The sequence below is a fragment of the Kitasatospora nipponensis genome (assembly GCF_039528135.1).
Lineage (GTDB): Bacteria > Actinomycetota > Actinomycetes > Streptomycetales > Streptomycetaceae > Kitasatospora > Kitasatospora nipponensis.
Genome location: NZ_BAAALF010000052.1, coordinates 1 through 22,199, shown reverse-complemented (window position 1 = coordinate 22,199; position 22,199 = coordinate 1). Strand labels below are relative to the sequence as shown.

Here is a 22,199-nt window from a genome sequence, read left to right as displayed (position 1 = left end):
CCGCGCTCACGCGTGCGCGTGGGGCTCAGGGCAGCACCAGGCAGACCGGTCCGCCCAGGGGGCCGCGGTCCGCGGGGCCCACCCCGCGCGGTCGCGGCGGCTGGGCCCCGGCCCAGCGGCGCGGCAGCTCGACGACGCGGGCGCCGGCCGCGTTCAGGAAGCCGGCGACGGCGTCGGCCGTGCGCTCGTCGAGCGAGAAGACCCAGCGTCCGGGGATCAGTACGGTGTCGACCAGCTCGACCGAGGCGAGTGCGAGCAGCATCCGCAGCTGCGGCTGGACGCCACGGCAGGAGACGCCGTTGTCCAGGAAGACGTGCGGGGAGCCGATGCCGAGCTGTCCGGCGTGCTCCTCCAGGGCGGATACGTGGGGTGCCATCTGCCAGCTGTCATAGGGGTAACAGCGCAGGTAGGCCGCGGTCGCGCATCGGTAGTGGTGGGCGGTGGTCATTCATCGCTCCTCGTCGAGCGGGCGCTGCGGGGCGGGCGGTCCGTGGCGGCCCGACGATCGCGTCCTGCACGGTGCCGGTGGGCGACGGCCTGCCGGGGTGGGCGGCGCTGTCGCGCGGAGTAACGGGGGCGGCCGTGCGAGCCCGATGGGGTGCCGCTGTGTCCGGTGACCCGACCGGGAGGGGATGGCCGCCGGTCGGACGCGTGGGCACGGGCCGGACACCGCCGCCGGCGCCGCGATCGGCGGCACCGTACGGAACGCCCCACGACCGGGGCCGTTCCGCCGACTGGGTCGGCCGCGGAGGAGCGGGCGAGGCGGCCGGGTCTGGCCGCGATCGGTTCCGGATCCTCCGATTCCACTCAGCATACTGGACCCGATTGCCCCATATTGTCTATACCAACCGCCCCCCGTCCCGGGCCCCCGCCGCTGGTCGGGCGGCCGGTGATCCGACGGACCGGCGGGCTCTGCTTGCGGTGGACCCGCCGGCGCCTGTCCTGAGCGCGGCCACCGGCGGTCGTCCCGGCGCCGGCGGTCGTCCTCGCACCGGCCGGGTCCCGCCCCTCGGGACTACCAGAGGTTGCCGCCGGTGAGCACGTAGACGAACGGCACCAGCGGGAAGAGCGACAGGACGCCCCAGGCCACCTTGGCCCCGCCGCTGAGCTCGTCGCGGCCCGTCAGGTCGAGCCAGATCAGCACGACGGCGAGCGGGTGGATCAGGCAGACCAGCAGCTCCAGGATCTTCTTCATGCCCCTCTGATGCCCGGCCCCCGTCCCGCTACACGGCGGCGGAGCCGGACCCCGCCCGGTCGGGTGGGGTCCGGCTCCGCCGAAGTGGACGCGCGGCCCGGTGGCCGCTGACCGAGGTGGCGTGACGCGGGCGCTACGCCGGAGCGGAGGCCTGCGCCGGCTCCTGGGCGGGTGCCGGGACGGCCGCCGCCTCGGCGGCGAGGGCGTCGGCGGGTCCGCGGCGGTAGTGCTCGGGGTGGCCCTCGATGTGCAGCTGCGGCAGGCGGCGGTCCAGCCAGGCCGGCAGCCACCAGTTGCGGCTGCCCAGCAGGTGCATCACGGCCGGCACCAGCAGCATCCGCACCAGCGTCGCGTCGATCAGGATGGCCGAGGCCATGCCCACGCCGATCAGCTTGATCGGGATGTCGGGCGCCGGGACGAACGCCGCGAAGACCGCGACCATGATGGCCGCAGCGGCGGTGATCACCCGCGCGGTGGTGGCCAGGCCACCCACGATCGCGCTGCCGTTGTCCCGGGACTCCAGCCAGGACTCGCGCATCCGGCTGACCAGGAAGACCTCGTAGTCCATCGAGAGGCCGAACAGGACGGCGAAGGTCAGCACCGGGACGAAGGCCGGCAGCGGGGTGGGGTTGTCGATCCCGATCAGCCTGCCCGCCGCGCCGCCCTGCAGCACCAGGGCCACCACGCCGTAGGCGGCACCCACCGAGAGCAGGTTCATCACGGCGGCCTTGAGCGCCACCGCGATGCTGCGGAAGGCGACCAGCAGGAGCAGCATCGAGACCGCGACCACGCCGCCGACCAGCAGCGGGATCCGGTCGACGATGTTGGCGGTGCTGTCGATCGAGGAGGCGGTGACGCCACCGACGTGCACCTGCAGGCCGTGGCCGGCCACCGCGCCGGGGATGACCCGGTCGCGCAGGTCGCGGACCAGGTCCTCGGTGTCGGTGCTCTGCGGTCCGGACTTGGGGACGACGGTCAGCACCGCCGCCGTGCCGGCCGCGTCCAGCCGCGGCGGGGTGACGGCCGCGACGTCCGGCAGGCCGGTGATGGCGGCCGTCAGCGCGGGCAGCGCGGCGCTGTCACCGGGCGTGGCCAGCTCGGCAACGAGCAGCAGCGGGCCGTTGGCGCCGGGGCCGAAGCCGGCCGCCACGGTGTCGTACGCCAGCCGGTTGGAGCGGCCGGCCGGGTCGTTGCCCGCGTCGGGGAACCCGTAGCGCACGCCCAGGAACGGCGCGGTCAGCGCCAGCAGGACCACCACACCGGCGCCGGCCGCCAGCACCCGGTGCTTCTCGACCAGCCTGCTCCAGCGCAGCCAGCCGGGGCTGATCTCGTTGGCGGCCCGGCGCGCGCCGCGGCGCGGCAGCGGCAGGCGCAGCCGGTCGATGTGGCGGCCGAGGTAGCCGAGCAGCGCCGGGAAGAGGGTGCCGGCGGCGATCAGCACGACCAGCACCGACAGGATCGCGGCGAAGGCGGCCCCGCGCATGAAGGACAGGCCCATCGCGAAGAGTCCGAGCATGCTGACGACCACGGTCAGGCCGGCCACGAAGACCGAGCGTCCGGCGGTGTCCAGCGCGGCGACCGTGGCGTCCTGCGGCTCCAGGCCCTCGGCGCGCCACTCCCGGTAGCGGGTGACGAGCAGCAGCACGTAGTCGATGCCCACCCCGATGCCCATCATGGCGGCGAGCGAGGTGGACCAGTCGGGGACCGGCATGATCGCGGCCAGCACCGGCAGCAGGATACTGCTGACCGCCAGCCCGGCCAGCGCGGTGAGCAGCGGCAGGCCGGCGGCGACCACCGAGCCGAAGGTCACCAGCAGGATCAGCGCGGCGGCCGCCATGCCGATGCCCTCGGAGCCGATCGCTCCCTGCTCGGCCTGCTGGACGGCCATGCCGCCGAGGTGCACCTCCAGGCCGCCGGGCGCGCGTGCGGCGATGTCCAGCAGCTGATGGGTGTCCGGCTTGGGCATGTCGGAGGGGGTGGCCACGTCCAGTTGCAGGGTGGCGATGGCGGTGTGGCCGTCGGCGGCTATCGAGCCGGGTCCGGCGTAGGGGCTCTGCACGCCGCGGACGTGCGCGACCTTGCCCAGCTGCCCGAGCACGGTCTCGACCTGGGCCCGCACGTCGGGCGCGGTGAGCGCGCCGGCGCTGTGCACGACGACGCTGATCGACTCGCCGGACTCGGCGGGGAAGTCGCGCGCGAGCAGGTGCTGGGCGCTCTTGGAGTCGGAGCCGGGCGCGGTGTAGTCCGCGCTGTACGTGCCGCCGAAGGCCGCGGCGAGCCCGAGGGCGGCGCCCAGCGCGAGCAGCCAGAGCAGCACGGTGGTCCCGCGCCGGCGGAAACTCCAGCCGGCGATCCGGCCGAGGGGCCCCGCGCGGTGGCTGGGTGCCGCCCCGGTGAGCGCTCCCCTGCTACCGATGACGGCTTGGGACATGACATCCTCCGTAGTAAAGCTCGTAGTAAAGCTTCCTCACAGGCGTTACGAGACGTAACATTCATGAGGGGGCATACGGATTGTCAATTCCCTGTGGCGCGAATCACAGGACCGGAACGGAGCAGCCATGTCCACGGACGCCACGCGCACGGAACCCACCGGTGCGCTCAGCCGCAGGGACCGCACCCGGGCGGCCACCGTGGAGGAGATCAAGCGCACCGCGCTGACGCTGATGCGCGAGGCCGGCACGAGCGAGGTGCGCTTCACCGAGATCGCCCGGGCGATGGGCGTCACGCCCCCGGCGCTCTACCGCTACTTCGCCGACCGCGACGAGCTGCTCACCGCCCTGGTGGCCGACTCCTTCGACGGCCTGGCCGCCGCCTTCGCCGCCGCGCAGAGCTCGGTGCCCGCCGACGACCTCGGTGGCCGGTTCCTGGCCATCTGCTCGGCCTACCGGCAGTGGGCCAACGGCGACCCGCAGCGCTTCGCCCTCATCTTCGGCGCCCCGCTGCCCAGTTACCAGGCCCCGGTGGACGGCCCGACCAGCGAGGCCGGGCACCGCGCGCTCGACCACCTGGGCGCCCTGGTCGCCGACAGCCGCCGGCTGGGGCGGCTGGGCGAGCCACTGGTCGAGCTCTCGGGCGCGGCCGCCGCCGGACTGCTGGCCAAGCACGCGGACCACGCCGAGGACGACCTCGACCCGGCGATGTACCAGGTGCTGCTGCTCACCTGGTCCACGCTGCACGGGTTCGTCTCGCTGGAGGTGTACGGGCACTTCTGCTGGCTGGAGGAGCCGGCCCGCGACGGGCTGTTCGAGGCCCAGGTGCAGGCCGCGGCCCTGATCGCCGGGCTGGTGCCGCCGCGACGGCCGTGAGCCGGCCACCGCGCGAGCGGAGGTCACGGCAGGGCGAACCGGGCGGCCGGAGCGCGGTCAGCCGTTCGCCAGCAGCTCGTCGAGCTTGCGGTAGCCCTCGACCACGCCGCCCTCCATGCCACCGGCCAGCATCGCGTCCCGCGCTTCGACGGTGTCGACCACGGCCGTCGAGGTGACCCGGCTGCGCCCGGGCCCGAGGTCGGTGAAGGTCACCGTCTCCAGCACCACGTCGTCCGGCACGTCCTCGTAGGTGAAGGTCTGCACCAGCCGCTCGGCGGGGCGCAGCTCGTGGAACGAGCCGTAGAAGGCGGCGATCTGCACGCCCTCGCGCCACATCGTGTAGCGGTAGCGGCCGCCGGTGCGGGCGTCCCAGGCGTCGATCTCCAGCGTGAGGCCGCGCGGACCCAGCCAGCGGGCCACCAGGCCGGGCTCGGTCCAGGCCCGGTACACCCGGGCGGCGGGCGCGGCGAACTCGCGGGTGATCCGCAGGGTCGGCAGGGTCGCCGGCGCCTCGATCCGGGTGTCGCCGGGGCGGTCGGTGGTCATCCTGGTCCTCCTCGATCGGGCTGTCGGATGGCCGGGCGGGCGCCGCGCCCACTCGGTGGTGGGGGCGGGCTCGGGCCGCTCCTCAGGGGTCCTCGGCTCGTCAGGGATCCTCGGCGGTGATCGCGCGGTCGGCCGCGCCCAGCGGGGCCGGCAGCTCGTCGCTCCCGGTGAGGTAGCGGTGCACGGCGGCGGCGGCCGAGCGGCCCTCGGCGATCGCCCAGACGATCAGCGACTGGCCGCGCCCGGCGTCACCGGCCACGAAGACGCCCGGGACCGGGGAGGCGAAGGCCGCGTCGCGGGCCAGGCGGCCGTGCGGGTCCAGGGCCAGGCCCAGTTGGCGGACCAGCGCGCTGTCCCGCTCTGGACCGTTGAAGCCCAGCGCCAGCAGCACCAGGTCGGCCGGCAGCACCCGGGCGGTACCGGGGACCGGCCGGCGGGTGCCGGGCTCCGCCGCCGCGAGCTCGACCCCGCCGACCCGCCCGGTGGCGTCGGCGCCGAAGCCCACGGTGGTGGCCGCGAAGGTCCGCACGTCGTCGTCCCCGGCGCCACCGTCGGTGCCGGCGGCCTCCTCGTGCGAGGTCGTCTCGCGGTAGACCCGGGCGTGCACCGGCCAGGGCTCGGCCGCCGACCGCTCGGCCGGTGGCCGGGCGTTGATGTCGACCTGGCGGATCTCCCGGGCGTGCTGGCGCACCGCGGTGCCCACGCAGTCCGCGGCGGTGTCGCCGCCGCCGATCACCACCACCCGCCGCCCGCCGGCGCTGACCGGTGAGGCGGCGAGGTCCCCGGCGACCACCCGGTTGGCCAGCGGCAGGTACTCCATCGCCTGGTGGATCCCCGGCAGTGCGCGCCCGGGAAGCGGGAGTTCACGCCAGTCGGTGGCCCCGACCGCGATCACCACCGCGTCCGAGCGCTCCCGCAGCTCGTCGGCGGACAGGTCCTCGCCGACCGTCACCCCGGTGTGGAAGACGGTGCCCTCGGCGCGCAGTTGGTCGAGCCGGCGGTCCAGCCGGTGCTTCTCCAACCGGAAGTCGGGGATCCCGTAGCGCAGCAGCCCGCCGAGCCGGTCGGCGCGCTCGTAGACCGTCACCGCGTGCCCGACCCGGGTCAGTTGCTGGGCTGCGGCCAGGCCCGCCGGTCCGGAGCCGACCACCGCCACCCGGCGGCCGGTGCCCCGCCCGGGGGGTCGCGGGGCCTCGTAGCCGTACTCCCACGCGTGGTCGGCGATCGCCAGCTCGACGTTCTTGATCGTCACCGGGTCGCCGTCGATCCCCAGCACGCAGGCGCTCTCGCAGGGCGCGGGGCAGAGCCGGCCGGTGAACTCGGGGAAGTTGTTGGTGGCGCAGAGCCGGCGGGCGGCGTCGCGCCAGTCGGCCGCGGAGACCAGCCGGTTCCACTCGGGGACCAGGTTGCCCAGCGGACAGGCCTGGTGGCAGAACGGCAGGCCGCAGTCCATGCAGCGCTCGGCCTGGCCGCTGATGATCGGCAGCAGCGCCCGCGGCTGGTAGACCTCCCGCGAGTCGCTGACCCGGCTGCGCACCGGGCGGCGGGCGCGCTGCAGCCGGGGAGTGGTCACGAACGCCATCGGATCGGCCATCGGCGGGCCCCCGGCAAAGGGTCGGTGTGAGGTTCGGGCGGGCGGCGCGCACCGCGGCCGGAAGGGAGGTGTACACACTGCCGTCTGGCCACGGTACGCCCGCCCGGCCCGCGGCGGAAGCGGAACGAAGGCGTCCGCCCGGCGGGGCGGGGGCCCGCGGGAGGTGTCGCCCGATGTTGGCACCCCGTTCCCCCGCAGGGCTTTGCGCACCGCCTACCAGCCGGTAACGTGCGCTGTCGGTCTGGCCCCGGTGCACCACCGGTGGGCCGACCGCATCGTCACAGGTCGGTTCCGGGCAGGGCCAGCGCGGTCCCTGTCGGAACATCAGGAGGGGATCCCATGTCTTCGTTCAGTCGGCGCGCATTCCTCGGCGGCGCAGGCGCCGCCACCACCGGGGCCGCACTCTCGCTGGCCGGCGCGACCTTCGCCTCCGCGGCGGAGATCGACCGCGCCCTGGCACGCACCGCCACCCGCGCGGTGCGGATCGGCGGGACGACGCTGGAGCAGGTGGCCACCCCCAGCGGCGCGGCCGGCTACCAGCGGCTGCTGTCCGGCCCGGGCTGGCCGCTGGTGGTCCGCGGCGAGCTGGCAGGCCCGCAGACCGGGCGCGACGACCGCCGCACCGGGCTGGCCAGCTTCGTCCAGTTCACCGACATGCACCTGTGCGACACCGAGTCCCCGATGCGCTTCGAGTACCTGGCGCGCTGGAACGGCGCCGCGCACCGCCCGCAGGAGACGCTGACCGTGCGCGGCGCCTCGGCGCTGGTGGAGCGGGTCAACGCGATCGCCACCGGCCCGTACACCGGCCTGCCGTTCAGCCTGGTGATGGCCACCGGCGACAACACCGACAACCACGAGCAGCTCGAACTCGACTGGTACCTCACGGTGATGAGCGGCGGCCGGATCACGCCGAACAGCGGTGACCCGAACCGCTACGAGGGCGTGCAGAACTCCGGCAGCGCCGCCTACTGGAACCCCGAGCTCGGCTACCAGGACAGCTACAAGGCCAAGGGCTTCCCGCAGATCCCCGGCTTCCTCGGCGCCGCCGGGCGCTCCTTCGACGCCCCCGGGCTGAAGACGCCCTGGTACACCACGGTCGGCAACCACGACGACAGCATCGAGGGCACGCTGCCCGACCTGGGCCTGCTGAACTCGATCTACACCGGCGACCGCAAGATCGAGGGCTGCAACGACGCCGACGCCGCGAAGCTGGCCGCCCAGCTGCAGCACGACCCGGCCGGCGCCGTCCTGCAGCTGGGCCGGCTGCTGACCGACGCCGACGCGGTCCGCGAGATCACCCCGGACGCCCGCCGCAAGCCGTTCACCACCAAGGAGTTCGCGCAGGCCCACCTCAACCCGGCGCACACCGGCGCGGGCCCCTACGGCCACGGCTTCAGCTCCGACGCGGTCGCCAGCGGCAACCTGTACTACGCCTTCCGGATCTCCGACAGCGTGCTCGGCATCAGCCTGGACACCACCAACGCGGCCGGCTTCGCCGACGGCTCGATCGGCAGTGCCCAGCTGAGCTGGCTGGAGAAGCAGCTGCAGGCGCACAGCGGGCACTGGTACGACACCAGCGGCAACGCGGTGCGCAACGGCCGCGGCGGCGACCTGATCGTCCTGTTCAGCCACCACACCAGCACCACCATGGGCAACCTGCTGCCCGACCCGCGCCACCTCTTCGAGAAGCGGCACGACGGCAACGAGCTGGTCGCGCTGCTGCAGCGCTACCCGAACGTGGTCGCCTGGGTGAACGGCCACAGCCACGAGAACCGGATCACCGCGCACGGCCACGCGGTGCCCGAGCGCGCCTTCTGGGAGATCAACACCGCCTCGCACATCGACTTCCCGCAGCACGCCCGGATCATCGAGCTGGCCGACAACGGCGACGGGACGATCTCGCTCTTCACCACCCTGATCGAGTCCTCGGCGCCGTACGCCACGGACTTCCAGGACACCTCGGACGCCGGGCTGGCCTCGCTCTACCGCGAGCTGTCGTTCAACGACCTCTACGCCACCCCGGCGGCCAAGCTCGGCACCGCGCTGGACCACAACACCGAGCTGGTGCTGGCCAAGCCGGGGCGCTGAGGCCTCAGCGCCCGGGCGCCAGGCCCGCCCACGGCTGGGCGGGCCGACCGCCGCCCGCTCCCCGCACGCTGAAGAGCAGCCCGGACGCCGCCGCGTCCGGGCTGCTCGCGGTGGTGACGTAGAGGGTGTCCAGGTCGGCGCCGCCGAACGCGCAGCTGGTGACCCGCGGCACCGGCAGCTCCACGGTGGCCAGCAGGCGGCCGGCCGGCGAGAGGCAGTGCACCGCCGCGCCGTCCCAGAACGCGACCCAGAGGTTGCCGTCGGCGTCCAGGGTCATGCCGTCCGGCCAGCCCGGCAGGTGCGAGACGTCCAGCGAGCGGATCAGCGGGCCGACCGGGCCGTGCTCGGGGTAGGCGAACAGGTCGATCCGGCGGGTCGGGGTGTCGATGTACCAGAGCCGGTCCGGCTCGGGCCAGGCCAGGCCGTTCGGGATGGCCAGACCGTCCAGCACGGGGAGCACCGTGCCGTCCGGCTCCAGGCGGTAGAGCGAGCCGGGGCGGCGGGGCTCCTCCAGTTGCATGGTGCCGGCCAGCAGGCGGCCGTAGGGGTCGCACTTGCCGTCGTTCATCCGCCGGTCCGGGCGGTCGGTCTCGACGGGGGCGACAAGGGTGGTGCGCGCCTGCTCGGGGGCCGGGTCGGCGTCGGCGTCGGTGTCGGCGGCCTCGGGGTCCGCTTCGGTGTCCAGGAGTTCGAAACCCCGGGCGGTCGCCAGCACCACCTGACGGTCCCGGTAGGGCGCCAGCGTCCCCGGCATGGTGTCCAGGGTGCGGGCGCCCTGGAGGCCGGTCGCCGGCTCCAGCCACTGCACCCGCCGGTCGGGGATCCCGATCCAGTAGAGCCGCTGGGCCACGGCGTCCCAGGTGGGTCCCTCGCCCAGGGTCAGGTGGGGGGTGCGGTCGACGGGCTCGGCGTGCACGGCGGCTCCTCGGGGCGGATCGGGGTGGGACGGATCGGGGGACGGATCGGGACGGGGACGGGCACCCCGGCGGGATGACGCGCCGTCAGTCGAGCAGCTGCACCAGGACGTCGTCGGCGCCGCAGCACGTCGTCGGCGGGCCGGCCCGGACTCGCAACCGTACCTGCCCGCCGGGCCGCCGGCGTCGAACTGCCCACCGGCGCGCACCCGGTGACCGTGGACGCGGTGGCGGCCGGACCGAGGGGTCACGGTCCCCGCCGCCGCCGCGCGTCCTCAACCGCCGGCGCGCAGCGTGGAGTCGGCGTCGGGGTAGGCATCAGCGTCGGCGTCGATCCCGTACTCGGCCAGCCAGCCGCGCAGCTGGTCGCGGTCGGCGCGGACGAGGCCGCCGCCGGTGAAGCGGGGGTCGTCGGTCACCTCGGCGATGCTCTGCGGCGGCGGGCGGAAGGAGCGGGCCGCCTCGTCGGTGTCGAACTCGGCCTCGGCGAGGACGAGGCCGTGCAGCGGCGGGTCGAAGACGTCGACGCCCAGCGGCGGGATGCTCAGGCGGGTCTTGCGGAGCACCGCGGCGGGCAGCGTGGCGAGCAGGTCGTACTCGGCGCGGGACAGGTAGGTGTTGGTGATCAGCCCCTGGACCGGGCCGGACCGGTCGGCGGGGATCTTCTGGGTGAGCTTCTCCTGGCGCTCCCCGCTCTCCAGGTGCTCCACCCGGCGCAGCCGCAGGCGCGTGCCGGTCAGGTACCGGTCGGTGATCCTGCGGGTCGCCACGACGAGCGCGGCCGGCGGCGGGGCGGCCAGCAGGAACCGGCGCTCCCGCTCGACGCGCGCGTACTTCCCCGCCCGCGGCGCGCAGTCGGCGCCGCCACCCTCACCCGTTCTCTGATCACCTGTCACGGCGTCACCGTACCGGTTCTAGGATCGTCCACGACCGGACGCGGGGACGCCGGGACGCGGGACGCACCAGGAAACCGAACGCTACGGGGACGAGGATCCGATGCGACGAACCGAGGCGGCACACCACCCGGCCCCACCGGGACGGGCCGCCGACCGATCCGGCGCGGGCGGCGGCGGGGAGCCCGGCGGGGCCGGCAGCCTGACCGCGCAGCTCCTCGCGACGGCCGGGCCGGTCTACCTCACCATGATGGTCTCCTCCCTCGCCGCCCTCGTCGACACCGCCCTGCTGGGCGACGCCCAGCGAGCGAGCCGGAGGGCGCGCCGGTGCTGAAAGCGACGAGCGACAAGCGAGCGAAGCGAGTGCCGGAGCGAGGAGCGTCGGCACCGGCACCCAGCGCCCGCAGGCGAGCCGAGCGTGAAAGGAAGAAGGGGCACCGGCTCGCTGGCCGCGTTCGCGCTGGGGATCGCGGTGTTCGGCCCGGTCCAGGCGACCTTGGCCGGCGTCCAGCGTGGCGTGATCCCCTTCGTGGCGGCGCACCGTGACGATCCCGCCGCGCTCGCCCCGGTGGTGCGCGGCGGCCGGTGGCTGGGGTACGGGGTGGGCGTGCTGGGGGCGGCCGTGGTCGCCGCGGTGCCGCTGATCGCCGTGGCGACCGGCGCGCCGCCCGCCGCCACCGAGCGGCTGGGAGTCTGCTTCCCCGCCCTGCTGGCGGCCGGCGTGCTGGTCAGCGCGCTGGGATCGACGGCCACCACCGTCCTGATCGGGTTGGGCCGGGCCCGCCAGGTGATGCGCGCCGGACTGTGCGGCACCGCGACGGCGGTCGTGCTGTCGCTCGCCCTGGTCCGGGGCGTGGGGCCGATCCCCTCCCTCGGCCTGACCGGCGCCGGCCTCTCCCTGCTGGGCGCCACCCTGGTCGGCCGGATCGCGGCCCAACTGGCCCTGCGCAGGGTGGACGTGCTGCGCGGCCTGCCGACCCTCCCGGGCCGGCCGGAGCTGCGAGGGATCATGCGGCAGGCGCGGGTGGGGATCCCGCTCGCCGGCACCGTGCTGGTCAAGTTCGCGGTGATGGGCGTGCTGACCTTCGCGGCCGCCCGGCTGGGCGCGGCGAGCGCCGCCGTGCAGACGGTCTGCGTCGCCCTGTCCAACCTGCTGTACACGGTGGCGGTGGCGGTCGGGCAGGCGACGGTGCCGCTGATCGCCGTCGCCGTCACCGCCGGTGATCCGGCCCGGGCCCGGCGCTGCGTGCGGGTGGGGATGGGCGTGGCGCTGGGGGCGGTGACGGTGCTCGGCGCGGCCCTGGCGCTGGCGCACCGTCAGCTCGTGCCGGTCTTCAGCAGCGACCCGTCGGTGCGCGGGCGGGTGCTGGAGCTGCTGCCGCTGGTCCTGGTGGCGGTGGCCACCGACGCGCTGCAGGCGGTGGCCGGCTTCGGGCTGGTGGGACTGCGGCGGACCCTGCCGAGCCTGCTCTCCACCTGCGTCTGGTTCGGGGCGCTGGCCCTGGCGGCCGTGCCCCTGGTCGAGTTCGGCGGCCTGGGCGCGCTCTGGCTGGGCCTGATCGCGGCCAACGTGCTGCAGACCCTCAGCAAGAGCCTCTCCTTCCACCGGCACAGCAGCCGCCTGGCGACGGCGTAGCGCCGCCCGGTGCGGGTGCACCCGGTGCGGTGCGCCCGCGTCGAGGACCCCCAGGCGGCGGCGGACGCGCGCGCGTTCAGCCGGGCTGCTGCCAGGCGGCGGCGCACAGGGCGTTGGCGAGTTCCTCCTGGTAGCAGGCGGCGGCCAGCCAGGCCAGGGCGAAGCCGAGGTGGTCGTCGGTGCGCAGCCGGCCGAAGACGTCCCGGTCCTGGTCCACCGCGGCCGCCCGCAGCGCGGTGAGCAGCTGCGCCGCCGTGCCCAGGCCCGTCTCGCGCAACGCCCTTGCCTCGTCGCCTCCTTGAGCACCGCTCGGCGTCAGCGCCCGGCGTCCGCCGGTCACCACCTGCGCCACCCGCCGGCTCAGCAGGTGCACCGGCGGCAGCGCCCCGGCCTCCGACCCCGCCGCCGCCTCCACGGCCACGCCCGGCGCGAGGGGTGCCGCGTCCCCGGCCGGGAGGTCGGCGTGCTGCAACCGCTCCAGCCCGAGGCTGACCCGGCCCAGCCGCTCCGCCGTCAACCGCAGCGCAGCGCCGTCCCGCGTCCCGTCCGCCACACCGTCCACGCCGTCCGCACCGCCCGCCTGCTGCGGCGCCGGACCCGCGGCCAGCAGGCGCGGGCGCGCGGTCGCCGCACGCTCCAGCCGGCCGATCACCCGCAGGCGCAGGCTGGGGGCGGCGGCCAGCAGCGCCAGGTTGGCGCGGTAGGCGAGGCTGGGGTGCTCGTGCCCCGGCAGCAGCGCCACCGGCAGGCCCGCGCAGTCCGCGAGCAGGTGCGCGCCGCCGGCGGCGACGACCGGTCCGCGCACCGTGACGTCGAGGAAGAGCAGGTCCGACCCGGCCGGACGCACCTCGAACGGGACCCGCTCGGCCCGCAGCGCTCGCTCCACCTGAGCGGCGACCGGCTCCGCCCAGAGCCCGGCGGCCGGCGACTGCTGCCACCCGGCCCCGGCCGCCCGCACCGCGCGGACGCCGGCGCCCGCCCCGAGCCGCCCGGTCGCCGTCCGGGTCGCGCCCTGCACGACCAGTCCGGCGCGGGTGAGCTCGCGGTGCGAGAGCGAGGCGTCGCCCAGCCGGACGGGACGCACCGAGGCGGCCTGCGCGAGCTCGGCCGCCTCGGCGTGGTCCCCGTGCGGCAGGACGTCGGCGACGGTGGCCAGCCTGCCCTCGCCGTCCACCAGCCAGACCGCGGCCCCGGCGTGGGTGGCCGTCACCACGGGTTCGGCGCACAGGCCGTAGAGCCGCAGACCGCCCGCCTCCCGGTAGCTCTGCCGCGCGGTGCCGCGCAGGTCGGCGGCGGGGAGCGGGCCGAGCAGCGCGGTACAGGTCTCCAGCAGCTCGCGGTAGGCGGCCACCAGGTCCGCGAGGCGGTGGTCGGGCTCGGCGGCGCGGGCGGCCCGCAGGCCGGTGACCACGGTGGCCGCCAGCGCGGCCGGACGGTGCAGGCCGAGCAGCCGGGCCTGGTGCGCCGAGCGCAGCAGTTCGGCCTGCGGCACGGCGCCGGCACCGCTCACCCCGGCGGGCAGGGCCTGCGCGGCCCGCTGCCGCAGTCGCGCGACGGCCGCGGTCTCGGCGGGAGTCAACGGCTCGGGGCCCGGCGCCGCGTCGACCCCGCCGGTCGTCCCGGTCGCCGGCTGCGCCGTCGGGCCATCGGACGGGCCGTCTCCCGTCACCCCGGTCTACGCCTCGGCCGCCCCCTCCGGCTCGTCGGTGGCGAGCCGGGCCGCCGAGAGCACCGCGGCGCGGTGCACGCAGGCGGGTGCCAGCAGGCAGCCGCAGCGGACGGCGTCGGCCGCCCGCACCACGCCACCCGGCGCGTGCAGGACCAGGGCGACCTCGTCGTCCAGCAGGATCCGCCACTCGTCGCCGGTCCGCACGGCGGGCCGCCCCGCGACCTTGGCGGCCGCACCGTCGAGCCGCTTCTGCAACCGTGGCGAGAGCGCGGCCACCACCTCCGCGACCACCTCCGGCCGCACCGAGGGCCAGGGCCCGTCCGTGGTCTCCGCCCGCGGGTCGGTCGGCTGCCCCGCCGTCCCGGGCTGACCCACCGTCCCGGGCTGTTCCACCGTCTGCTCGTCCAGTCGCTCGGTCAACGGATCTTCTCCCCCACCCAACGGGCCAGCTCCAGCGGACTCAGCATCGCCACCGGCATGCCGGCCGCCACCAACTGCTCGGCCACGGCGTTGGCGTAGCGCGCCTGACCGCTGTCGTCCAGGGCGGCGCAGCCCAGCAGCCGGCAGCCGTCGCCGACCAGCGCCCGGGTCTCGGCGAGCAGGCCGCCGAGCGGGTAGCCCTCCTCGAAGTCGCTCACCACCACGATCAGCGTGCGGGACGGCACGGTGACGAGCGTGCGCGCGTACCGCAGGCCGGCCGCGATGTGCGTGCCGCCGCCCACCGTGACCTCCAGCAGCAGGCCGAGCGGGTCGGCGACCTGGCCGCTCAGGTCGACCACGCTGGTCGAGAAGGCCACGAAGTGCGTGGTGAGCGTGGGAACGCCGGCCAGGATCGAGGCGGTCAGCGCCGCCCAGACGGTCGAGGCCTCCATCGAGCCGGAGACGTCCACCAGCAGGATCAGCCGCCAGTCGTTGGCCTGGCCGGCCCTGATCCGGAAGACCGGCCGCTCGGGGACGATCAGCGTGGCGCCGTCCGGACCGGGCCGGGCGGTGGCCAGGTTGGCCCGGATGGTGCGGTCGAGGTCGAGCCGGCCGCCCGGCCGCCGGCTGGGGCGCGGCAGGGTCAACCCGGTCAGCGTGGGGCGCAGGGTGGTCGCCAGCTCGGCGGCGAGTTCGTCCACCAGGCGGCGCACCAGCGGACGCAGCGCGGCGAGCCGGGCCTCCGGCAGCGCACCGGCGTGCTGCAGCACGGTGCGGAGCAGGTCGACCGAGGGTCGCACGGCCTGCGGGGAGAGCGCCTCCAGCACGTCGGTGCGCCCGAGCGTCGCGGCCGCAGCCAGCACCTCCTCGCGGATGCCCGGGCCGAAGAGCGCCGCCAGCTCCTGCGACCAGGCCCGCACGCCGGGGTAGGGTGCCTCCCGGCCGCCGCGGCCGCCGCCGGTCAGGTCGGGGCCGGAACCCTCACCGCGTCCGCTGCCGTAGAGCTCGTCCAGCGCGGCGGCCAGCCGGGCGGCCCGCCCGCCGAGGCCGCCGCCGTCACCGGTTCGGCCCAGCACCAACCGCCACCGGTCGGCGATCGGCAGCGCCGACGATCCCGACGACGACCCCACCGGCGACACCGGCGACGGTCCCGCCGACCCGGCCGGATCGCGCGGCCCAGCCGCGGCCACCGCCCGCGCCTCCGGTAGCACCCCGGTCTCGCGCGCGTCGACCTCGCCCGCGGGCAGCAGGCCCTTGTCCACCAGCACCTGGCGGACCATCAGGTCGGCCCGCGACCACCGGCCGAGCACGCCCGGGTCGATGTCCGCCGGCAGCGCGTCCACGCGCACCCCCAGCCGCTCCTCGACCAGGGTCAGCAGGCGCCCCCGGGCCGCGGGGCTCAGCGTCTCGAAGCCGCCGCGCAGCGCCGGCAGCCGGTCCAGGAAGGCCGTGTCCGCGAGCTCGCCGACCCGCGCGAGCAGCGGTTCCAGCGCGGTCGGCGCCGTGTCCAGCAGGCCCTCGGCCGCCGTGAGCAGCCCGCTCAGGGCGCGGCTGAGCGCCTGCCGGCGGTCCGGGGAGGTGGCGCCGTCCACCCAGGAGGCGACCCGCCCGCCGAAGGCGGCGGGGGTCTGCCGGCCGAGCAGCACCCGCACGGCACCGGCCGCACCCCGCACCAGCGGTGACCCCTCGTCGGCGAGCGTCCGCAGGGTGTGGTCCAGCCGCACGCCGCCGAGTACGTCGGCGCGGCGGGCGAACTCCAGCAGGGCCCGCGCGTCGGCCGGGTCGTCCGAGCCGCCGAGGCCCTCCAGTCCACGGACCGCGGCGACGGTGAGCGCCTCGACGGCCGCGGCGACCGGACCGGGCCCGCCGCCGGTGCCACCCGCGAGCGGGCCGCCCGGGGCCGGGGACCCCAGGTGCCCGGCGGCCAGCCGGTCGAGCAGGGCGAGCGCGTCCAGCAGGTCCGGCAGGCCGGCGACGGCCGGCAGCTGCTCGGTGAGCTGGGCCAACCGGGTCCCGCTCAGCGCGGGCAGCGCGCAGCCGGCCGCCTCGGCCAGGCCGTCGATGATCTGACGGGCGGTCGAGCCGCCGCTCTCCTCCTCACGGCGCAGCCGCTCGCGCAGCGTGCCCTCGGCGGCCTGCGCGAGGGTCACCCCGCGCAGCCCCGCGACGCCGAGCATGGCCGCCACCGCCGGGGACCAGCGCACCCGCCAGCGCGAGCCGAGCGCCTCCCCACCGCCCGCTCCCGCCACGGCGAGGCGCTCGCCGTAGGGGACGCCGCAGACCTCCAGCCGGTGCAGCAGCAGCTCGCGGCGAGCGTCCAGCGCGCTGCGCAGCGGGTCGAGCCGCAGCTCCCGGCCGCCCGCGGTCGCCGTCGCCGTCACGCCCGCCGACGCGCCCATCGACGCGCCCGCGGCCGTCCCACCCGGCCCAGCCGTCCCCCCCGAGCCGGCGGGGCCGGGCAGGCCCAGCTCGGCCAGCTCGGCCTGGACCGCCGGGCCGAGGCCACTACGGGGGGCCGCCGGGGTCGCGCGACCGGTCCGGTGGCCGACCAGCACCTCCTCCAGGGCCTGGGCCACCGCACGCCCCCGCCCGAGCGGTTCCCCCTGCGCCAGCACCGTCTGCACGGCCTCCACCAGCTCGCCGCGGCCGGGCGCCGGCAGCCCGCGCAGCCGGGCCAGGTTGCCGGCCAGCCGGACGATCTCCCGCGCGTCGGCGGGCCCGGCGGGGTGGCCCTGGCCGCGCAGCGCCCCGCAGATCCGCACGGCCGTGGCGACCAGCGCGCCGGCGAGCCGGTCGGCGTCACCACCCGCCTCCAGGACGGTGTGCTGCCACTCCGGGTCGCGGATCCCGGCCGGGTAGCCGGAACGGGAGTCGAGCAGCGGGTAGGTGTACGGAACCAGCGAGACCACCTGCTCCTCCCCCGCCCCCTCCGCCGCCGGCTGCTCCACGGTCGTCACCGCGTCCAGCAGCGCCGGCGCGTGGAAGGCCCCGATCACCACCGCGACCCGCCGCCCGCCCACCGCGGCGTCCCGGATCCGCTCGCGCATCCACTGTTCGCGGCGCAGGTCCAGCGGATCGACACCCCCGCCGGCCCCGCCCGCTCCGTCACCGTCCGGGCCGCCGCGCTCCGCGTCCTGCCGCAGGGCCCAGCCGACCGCCACCGCGCCCCGGCGGACGGCCTCCGGGGTACTGCCGGGGGCCGGCGCCTCCACCAGGCGGTCCCACAGGTCCTCGTCCGGGCGGCCGGTCAGCCGGCGCCGCAGCGCGTCCCCCAGCCCCGGACCCGCCGCCCACGGACCTCCCCCTCCCGCACCCGCCGCCGGCGCCGCGCACCGATCCTCCCCGCGCAGCGCCAGCGGCAGGTCGCAGGCGACGGCCGGCACCCCGTGGCGGGCCGCCCAGCGCAGGGCGACCAGCTCCGGCGAGAAGTCCGCGAACGGGTAGAAGGCCGGCCCCGCGCCCTCCCGTGCGCTCGCGGCGGCGAGCGCCACCGGCGCGGTGGTCCGCTCGTCCGCCAGCGGGTCGAGCCAGGACTGGAACTCGGCGGGCAGCTCGACCAGCAGCACCTCGGGCCGCGCCGCCGCCAGCAGCGCGGGCAGCACGGCCGCCAGCGCCGGGGCGTGGTGGCGCACCCCGATCAGGTACGGCCCGTCGGTCGCGGCCCCGGCCGCGGCCAGGCGGTCGACCGCGCCCGCGACCAGCGCCCGGACATCCGTGCTCACGGCGGTCAGCCCTCCAGCGCCGGGCGCAGGTCCCACAGGGTGCGCCAGGTGGCCGCGCCCTGCTCGGCCCGTCGGCGGACCGGGCCGTCCCAGTAGCCGAGCAGCCGCGCGGTGTCCGCCGGGTCGTCCTTGCGGACCACGCCGACCAGTTGGCCCGGCAGTCGGCCCAGGATGTCGCCGCCGTCCAGGTAGGCGGCGGTCACGCCGAGCGCGGTGGCCACCGAGACCGCCTCCGCGGTGCTCATCACGGTGGACGGGCGCTCGACGTCCCAGCCCTCCGCCGATCGGCCGGTGCGCAGGTCGCGGAAGGCCGTCACCAGGGCCTCCAGGACGGTGTCGTCCACCCCGTACGGCGCGCCGGCGCGGGCGACCGCGGCCATCGACTGCCGCCGCACCAGCTCGACCTCCGCCCCCAGGTCCCCGATCGGGCCGACCGTCTCGAAGTTGAAGCGGCGCTTGAGCGCCGCGGACATCTCGGAGACGCCCTTGTCCCGCAGGTTGGCGGTGGCGATCAGGGTGAAGCCCGGCCGGGCGTGCAGCTGGCCGTCCTCGCCGCCGGCCAACTCCGGCACCGCGATCCGCCGCTCGGAGAGCAGCGAGACGAGCGCGTCCTGCACCTCGGGCAGGCAGCGGGTCACCTCCTCGACCCGGGCCACCGCGCCGGTGGTCATCGCGGTGAGCACCGGCGAGGGCACCAGTGCCTCGCGACTGGGCCCCTTGGCGAGCAGCAGGGCGTAGTTCCAGCCGTACTTGAGCTGGTCCTCGGTGGTGCCGGCGGTGCCCTGGACGGTCAGCGCGCTGGTGCCGCAGACGGCGGCGGCCAGCAGCTCGGAGAGCATCGACTTGGCGGTGCCGGGCTCGCCGACCAGCAGCAGGCCGCGCTCACCGGCGAGGGTCACCACGCACCGCTCCACCAGCGCGCGCTCGCCGACGAACTTCGTCTCCACGGCCAGGCTGCGGCGCCCGTGCTTGAGCTTCTCGCCCCCGCTGCCGAGCACGAAGGTGACCACCGCGCGCGGGGTGAGCCGCCAGCCGGGCGGCCGCGGGCCGGTGTCGTAGCCGGCCAGGAACTCCAGTTCGGCGGCGTACCGGTCCTCGGGCAGTGCGATCTGGCGCTCGGCGGCGACGGCGCCTGCGGTACCGGCAGCGGCCGAACCGTCGGCGGCCGTACCGTCGGCGGGGGTGGTGGCGGGGCTCATCGGCGGCCTCTCGTGCGGTGGTTGGTGGTGAGCTGCTCGTAGCCGGGCAGGTCGCCGTCGGTTATCCGCTGCCAGGCGAGTGCGAACAGCTCCTGGGGCGGCAGGAACGGCAGGATCATGTCCCCCGTCGAGAGCGGGTAGAGAGCCGCCTTCCAGATCTCCACCGGCAGCCCTGGTGCCTTGGCCTCCTGCCAGCCGCCGGGCAGGAAGAGGCTGCGCCCGGCCCGCGCCCGCTTGGCCTCCATGACCAGCTCGGTGGCGGCGAGTTCGGAGCGGGCCCGCTTCAACCGGGTCGGCTTCCAGCCCGTCCAGCGGGCGGTGTTGCGGTCGGTCGGGTCGGGCAGGGCCAGCACCTGTAGGTAGAGGACGGCGGCGTCCGCGCCGAGCCCGGTGGCCCGGGCCACCTCGGCGACCAGCTCGGGCACGCTGACCTCGGGGTTCTGCGCCCAGCTCGAAACACCGGCACCGGCACCGACGCCGGCACCCTGCGCCCCGACCCCGTCCGTGCCGGGCGCCACCAGGCGCGGCAGCTGCTCACCGAGCAGCGCCCGCACGGCCCGCAGCTCCCGCTGGACGTAGTAGCCGCCCGCCACCGAGTCCAGCAGGTCGAGCAGCGGGTCCTGCGGACCCTGCAGCGCGGCCGGCCGCAGGTAGGCCTGCTCGCCGTACCACCCCGGGGCGAGCACCACCGCCGGTCCGCACTCCACCAGCTCCTCGCCGCGCGCCGTCCCCGGGCCGCCGGCTCCGCCGGTGGCGGGGTCGCCCTCGACCGCCGGCAGCCCGGCGGATTCGCGCAGCACCGCGGCGAGCGACTTGCCGGGCACGGTGGAACCAAGCTCCAGCGCGAGCAGCAGGTCGGGGTCGGCCAGCCGCGCGCGCAGCGCCGCCAGCCCCGCGGGCAGCAGGGCGCGCAGCCCGTCCTCGGAGGGCAGCTGGTAGGCCAGCCAGCGCAGCGCGCGCACCGCGCCGGCGAGCCGGCCGCCGCCGGGCAGCGCACCGGGGTCCTCGGCGACCAGCTGCGCGCCGCGGTCGGTCGACACCACCCGCTGTCGGGTGGTACCGGAGATCCACGGGGTGAGCCCGGGGTTGAGCACCTCCTCGACGGAGCCGATGGTGGCCCCGGTGACCGCCTGCGCGTCCTCCGGCAGCGTCACCAGCACGCCGCGGCGCTCGGTCCAGCGGCGGGCGGCCGCGCCGGCCGCGAGTCCGCTGCTCCACAGCTCGGCCGGGTCGGCCGGCACCAGCGCGGTGAGCACCGCCGCCCGGTCATCCGTGTCCACCGCGCGCAGCCAGTCCCGGGCCGCCTGGGCGGTGGTCGGCTTCAGGTCGAGCCGGGCGAGCTGGTCGGCCGTCAGGAAGTCCCGCGACCAGCCGGTGAGGCCGGACGGGTTGGCCAGCAGGATCGCCGCGCGGGCCCGGCCGATGCCGGTGGCCGCGCCGAACTCCACGGCCTGCTCGGGCCGCCGGGGCAGCGGTCCGTGCAGCCGCAGCAGGTCGAGGAACGCGCCGACCCAGCCGGCGGTCAGCTCCTCGTGCACCCGCCGCTCCTCGCAGACGCCGAAGCCGGCGACGGCCGTGAACTCCCCGGACGGGTCGTGGTCGACGGCCTCCCAGTGCAGGTGCTCGCCGTACTGCCGACAGGCCAGCACCAGGACGGTCCGCGCCCCGTGCCGCAGCACCTGGCCGACCCGACCGGCGGCGACGGCGGCGGACGAGCGCCGCGCGGTGTCGAAGCGCTCCGAGAGCGTCACCACCCGCAGCGTCGGGCCCAGGCCCAGCAGCGGGCCGCGGGCCAGCTCGGTCAGCAGCAGGACAAGCGCCTGACGGTCCTGCTCCCCGGTGTCGGCCGAGGCCGCGCCCAGCGCCAGCAGTCCGGCCCGGCCCAGCAGCCGGACCCAGCCGTGGTACGAGGCGTCGCCGGGCAGCCGCAACGGCTGCGGATCGGTGGTCCACCCCCCGGTCACCGCCACGGCGTCCGCCGCCTGCGGCACCCCCGACCCCTCCGAGCCACCCGCACCCGCACCCGCACCCGCACCCGCACCCGCGAACAACTCGCCGACCGCGCGCAGGTTGCCGAGCACCCGCCAGCCCTGTTCCCCGGTGCGGTTCCAGGTGTTGCCGAACCCGTCGACGCCGCCGAGCAGCGAGCCCAGCGCGCTCTGGACGGCCGCCTGCAGCCGCTCGTCCTGCCCGCCCGGCGGGCAGGCGTCGGCGAGTCCGCCACCCCCGGCCGCGCCGGAGCCCGCCGCGGACACCCCGCCGGCCCCGGCGCCGGCCTCGGGCTCGGCCGCCGGTGCGTACCGCGCGGCCCGGGCCGCGGTGTCGGCGGCCAGCCGGACCAGCCCCGCCACGCCGTTGACCAGCTGACGGTCACTCAGTCCCGGCAGCAGCCTGCCGGTCTCCTCCACCGCCAGCACCGCCTCGACGTCGCCGCCGGCCGCCCACCGCCGCGCGCCCTGGCCGGGCCGCCGCACCACCCGGTGCGCCGCCGGGTTCGACTCGGCCTGCCGCTCGCCCGGCGCAGGCCGGGCCGCCTCGGTCAGCGCGGCGGCGCCGTCGTCCGTCACCTCGCGCAGCAGGCGCGAGCCGGCCTCGTCACGCGGGCGCAGCGCGTGCCAGTGGTCGAGCGGCGGGACCAGCGCCGTCCCGGCCGCGTGCAGGTGGCCGGGGTGCAGCGCGGTGAGTTCGGCGAGCCGCTCGGCGATCGCGCCGGTGCCCTCCAGCGGGCCCAGGCTCAGACCGCGATGGCCCATGATCATCATCAGCGCGGCGCCGCCGGGCAGGTCGAGCCGGCCCACCGGGCGGTCGCCCGGGGTCGCGTACGGGGAGGGCAGGCTGACACTGCGCCCGTCGACGCCGTGGAAACTCACCCGGCCGTCCTGCGAGCAGAGCACGCCGCCCAGGACCGTCCCGTCGGCGCCGAGCGGGGTGCCGGCCAGCTCGGGCGGCAGCGGCAGCAGCCGGCAGTGCTCCGGGTGGACCACCGGCTCGCCCGCGCCCGACGGCCCGCCGGCCGGG

The 22,199-nt window shown here is 76.7% G+C and carries 15 protein-coding genes and 1 pseudogene; 4 read left to right on the top strand and 12 right to left on the bottom strand.

Going from position 1 to position 22,199, the window contains the following annotated elements; all coding sequences use genetic code 11:
• Window positions 1–25 precede the first annotated feature (25 nt).
• The 3 genes from ABD323_RS16975 to ABD323_RS16965 form a co-directional block, all read right to left on the bottom strand.
• Window positions 26–448: a hypothetical protein gene (locus tag ABD323_RS16975; protein ID WP_344442455.1), complete on the bottom strand. Its 423-nt coding sequence runs from the start codon at window positions 446–448 to the stop codon at window positions 26–28.
• A 567-nt stretch (window positions 449–1,015) separates the two neighbouring features.
• Complete coding sequence (locus tag ABD323_RS16970; protein ID WP_344442453.1) at window positions 1,016–1,195, bottom strand: hypothetical protein; 180 nt, start codon at window positions 1,193–1,195, stop codon at window positions 1,016–1,018.
• Window positions 1,196–1,328: 133 nt separating this feature from the next.
• The gene (locus ABD323_RS16965) at window positions 1,329–3,626 is read right to left on the bottom strand and encodes an MMPL family transporter (RefSeq protein ID WP_344442452.1); all 2,298 of its coding nucleotides are present in this window, start codon (window positions 3,624–3,626) and stop codon (window positions 1,329–1,331) included.
• Window positions 3,627–3,753: 127 nt separating this feature from the next.
• Here ABD323_RS16965 and ABD323_RS16960 point away from each other — a divergent pair, with 127 nt between their 5' ends.
• Window positions 3,754–4,500, top strand: a complete 747-nt coding sequence (locus tag ABD323_RS16960; protein WP_344442450.1) for a TetR/AcrR family transcriptional regulator — start codon at window positions 3,754–3,756, stop codon at window positions 4,498–4,500.
• Window positions 4,501–4,557: 57 nt separating this feature from the next.
• Here the strand turns inward: ABD323_RS16960 and ABD323_RS16955 are convergent, their stop codons facing one another.
• Window positions 4,558–5,046 (bottom strand): SRPBCC family protein, encoded by a 489-nt coding sequence (locus ABD323_RS16955; protein WP_344442449.1) that lies wholly within the window; start codon window positions 5,044–5,046, stop codon window positions 4,558–4,560.
• Between the two features lie 100 nt (window positions 5,047–5,146).
• Window positions 5,147–6,640: a glutamate synthase subunit beta gene (locus tag ABD323_RS16950; protein ID WP_344442447.1), complete on the bottom strand. Its 1,494-nt coding sequence runs from the start codon at window positions 6,638–6,640 to the stop codon at window positions 5,147–5,149.
• 339 nt (window positions 6,641–6,979) lie between these two features.
• On the opposite strand from ABD323_RS16950, the gene ABD323_RS16945 reads away from it, so the two are divergent.
• Window positions 6,980–8,728: a TIGR03767 family metallophosphoesterase gene (locus ABD323_RS16945; RefSeq protein WP_344442446.1), complete on the top strand. Its 1,749-nt coding sequence runs from the start codon at window positions 6,980–6,982 to the stop codon at window positions 8,726–8,728.
• A 4-nt stretch (window positions 8,729–8,732) separates the two neighbouring features.
• Here ABD323_RS16945 and ABD323_RS16940 read toward each other — a convergent pair whose 3' ends face one another.
• Both ABD323_RS16940 and ABD323_RS16935 read right to left on the bottom strand, forming a co-directional pair.
• Window positions 8,733–9,644: an SMP-30/gluconolactonase/LRE family protein gene (locus tag ABD323_RS16940; RefSeq protein ID WP_344442445.1), complete on the bottom strand. Its 912-nt coding sequence runs from the start codon at window positions 9,642–9,644 to the stop codon at window positions 8,733–8,735.
• A gap of 273 nt (window positions 9,645–9,917) precedes the next feature.
• Entirely contained in the window at window positions 9,918–10,538 is a 621-nt protein-coding gene (locus ABD323_RS16935) for a hypothetical protein (RefSeq protein WP_344442444.1), read from the bottom strand.
• A 100-nt stretch (window positions 10,539–10,638) separates the two neighbouring features.
• Here ABD323_RS16935 and ABD323_RS16930 point away from each other — a divergent pair, with 100 nt between their 5' ends.
• Together ABD323_RS16930 and ABD323_RS16925 are read left to right on the top strand one after the other, a co-directional pair.
• Window positions 10,639–10,869 carry a hypothetical protein gene (locus tag ABD323_RS16930; RefSeq protein WP_344442443.1) on the top strand — a complete coding sequence of 77 codons (231 nt, stop codon included), beginning with the start codon at window positions 10,639–10,641 and terminating at the stop codon, window positions 10,867–10,869.
• 84 nt (window positions 10,870–10,953) lie between these two features.
• Complete coding sequence (locus ABD323_RS16925) at window positions 10,954–12,171, top strand: MATE family efflux transporter (RefSeq protein ID WP_344442442.1); 1,218 nt, start codon at window positions 10,954–10,956, stop codon at window positions 12,169–12,171.
• Between the two features lie 76 nt (window positions 12,172–12,247).
• Here the strand turns inward: ABD323_RS16925 and ABD323_RS16920 are convergent, their stop codons facing one another.
• The 5 genes and pseudogenes from ABD323_RS16920 to ABD323_RS16900 all read right to left on the bottom strand — a co-directional run.
• Entirely contained in the window at window positions 12,248–13,840 is a 1,593-nt protein-coding gene (locus ABD323_RS16920) for a hypothetical protein (RefSeq protein ID WP_344442441.1), read from the bottom strand.
• Between the two features lie 6 nt (window positions 13,841–13,846).
• Complete coding sequence (locus tag ABD323_RS16915; protein WP_344442439.1) at window positions 13,847–14,260, bottom strand: hypothetical protein; 414 nt, start codon at window positions 14,258–14,260, stop codon at window positions 13,847–13,849.
• Window positions 14,257–17,982 (bottom strand): DUF5682 family protein, encoded by a 3,726-nt coding sequence (locus ABD323_RS16910; protein WP_425556030.1) that lies wholly within the window; start codon window positions 17,980–17,982, stop codon window positions 14,257–14,259. The genes ABD323_RS16915 and ABD323_RS16910 overlap by 4 nt, the downstream gene beginning before the upstream one ends.
• A 5-nt stretch (window positions 17,983–17,987) precedes the next feature.
• Window positions 17,988–19,181, bottom strand: coding sequence for an AAA family ATPase (locus ABD323_RS16905; RefSeq protein WP_344442437.1), 1,194 nt, complete (start codon window positions 19,179–19,181; stop codon window positions 17,988–17,990).
• Window positions 19,178–22,199: pseudogene (locus ABD323_RS16900) on the bottom strand (hypothetical protein); the annotation flags it as partial. The pseudogene ABD323_RS16900 and the gene ABD323_RS16905, both read right to left, overlap by 4 nt.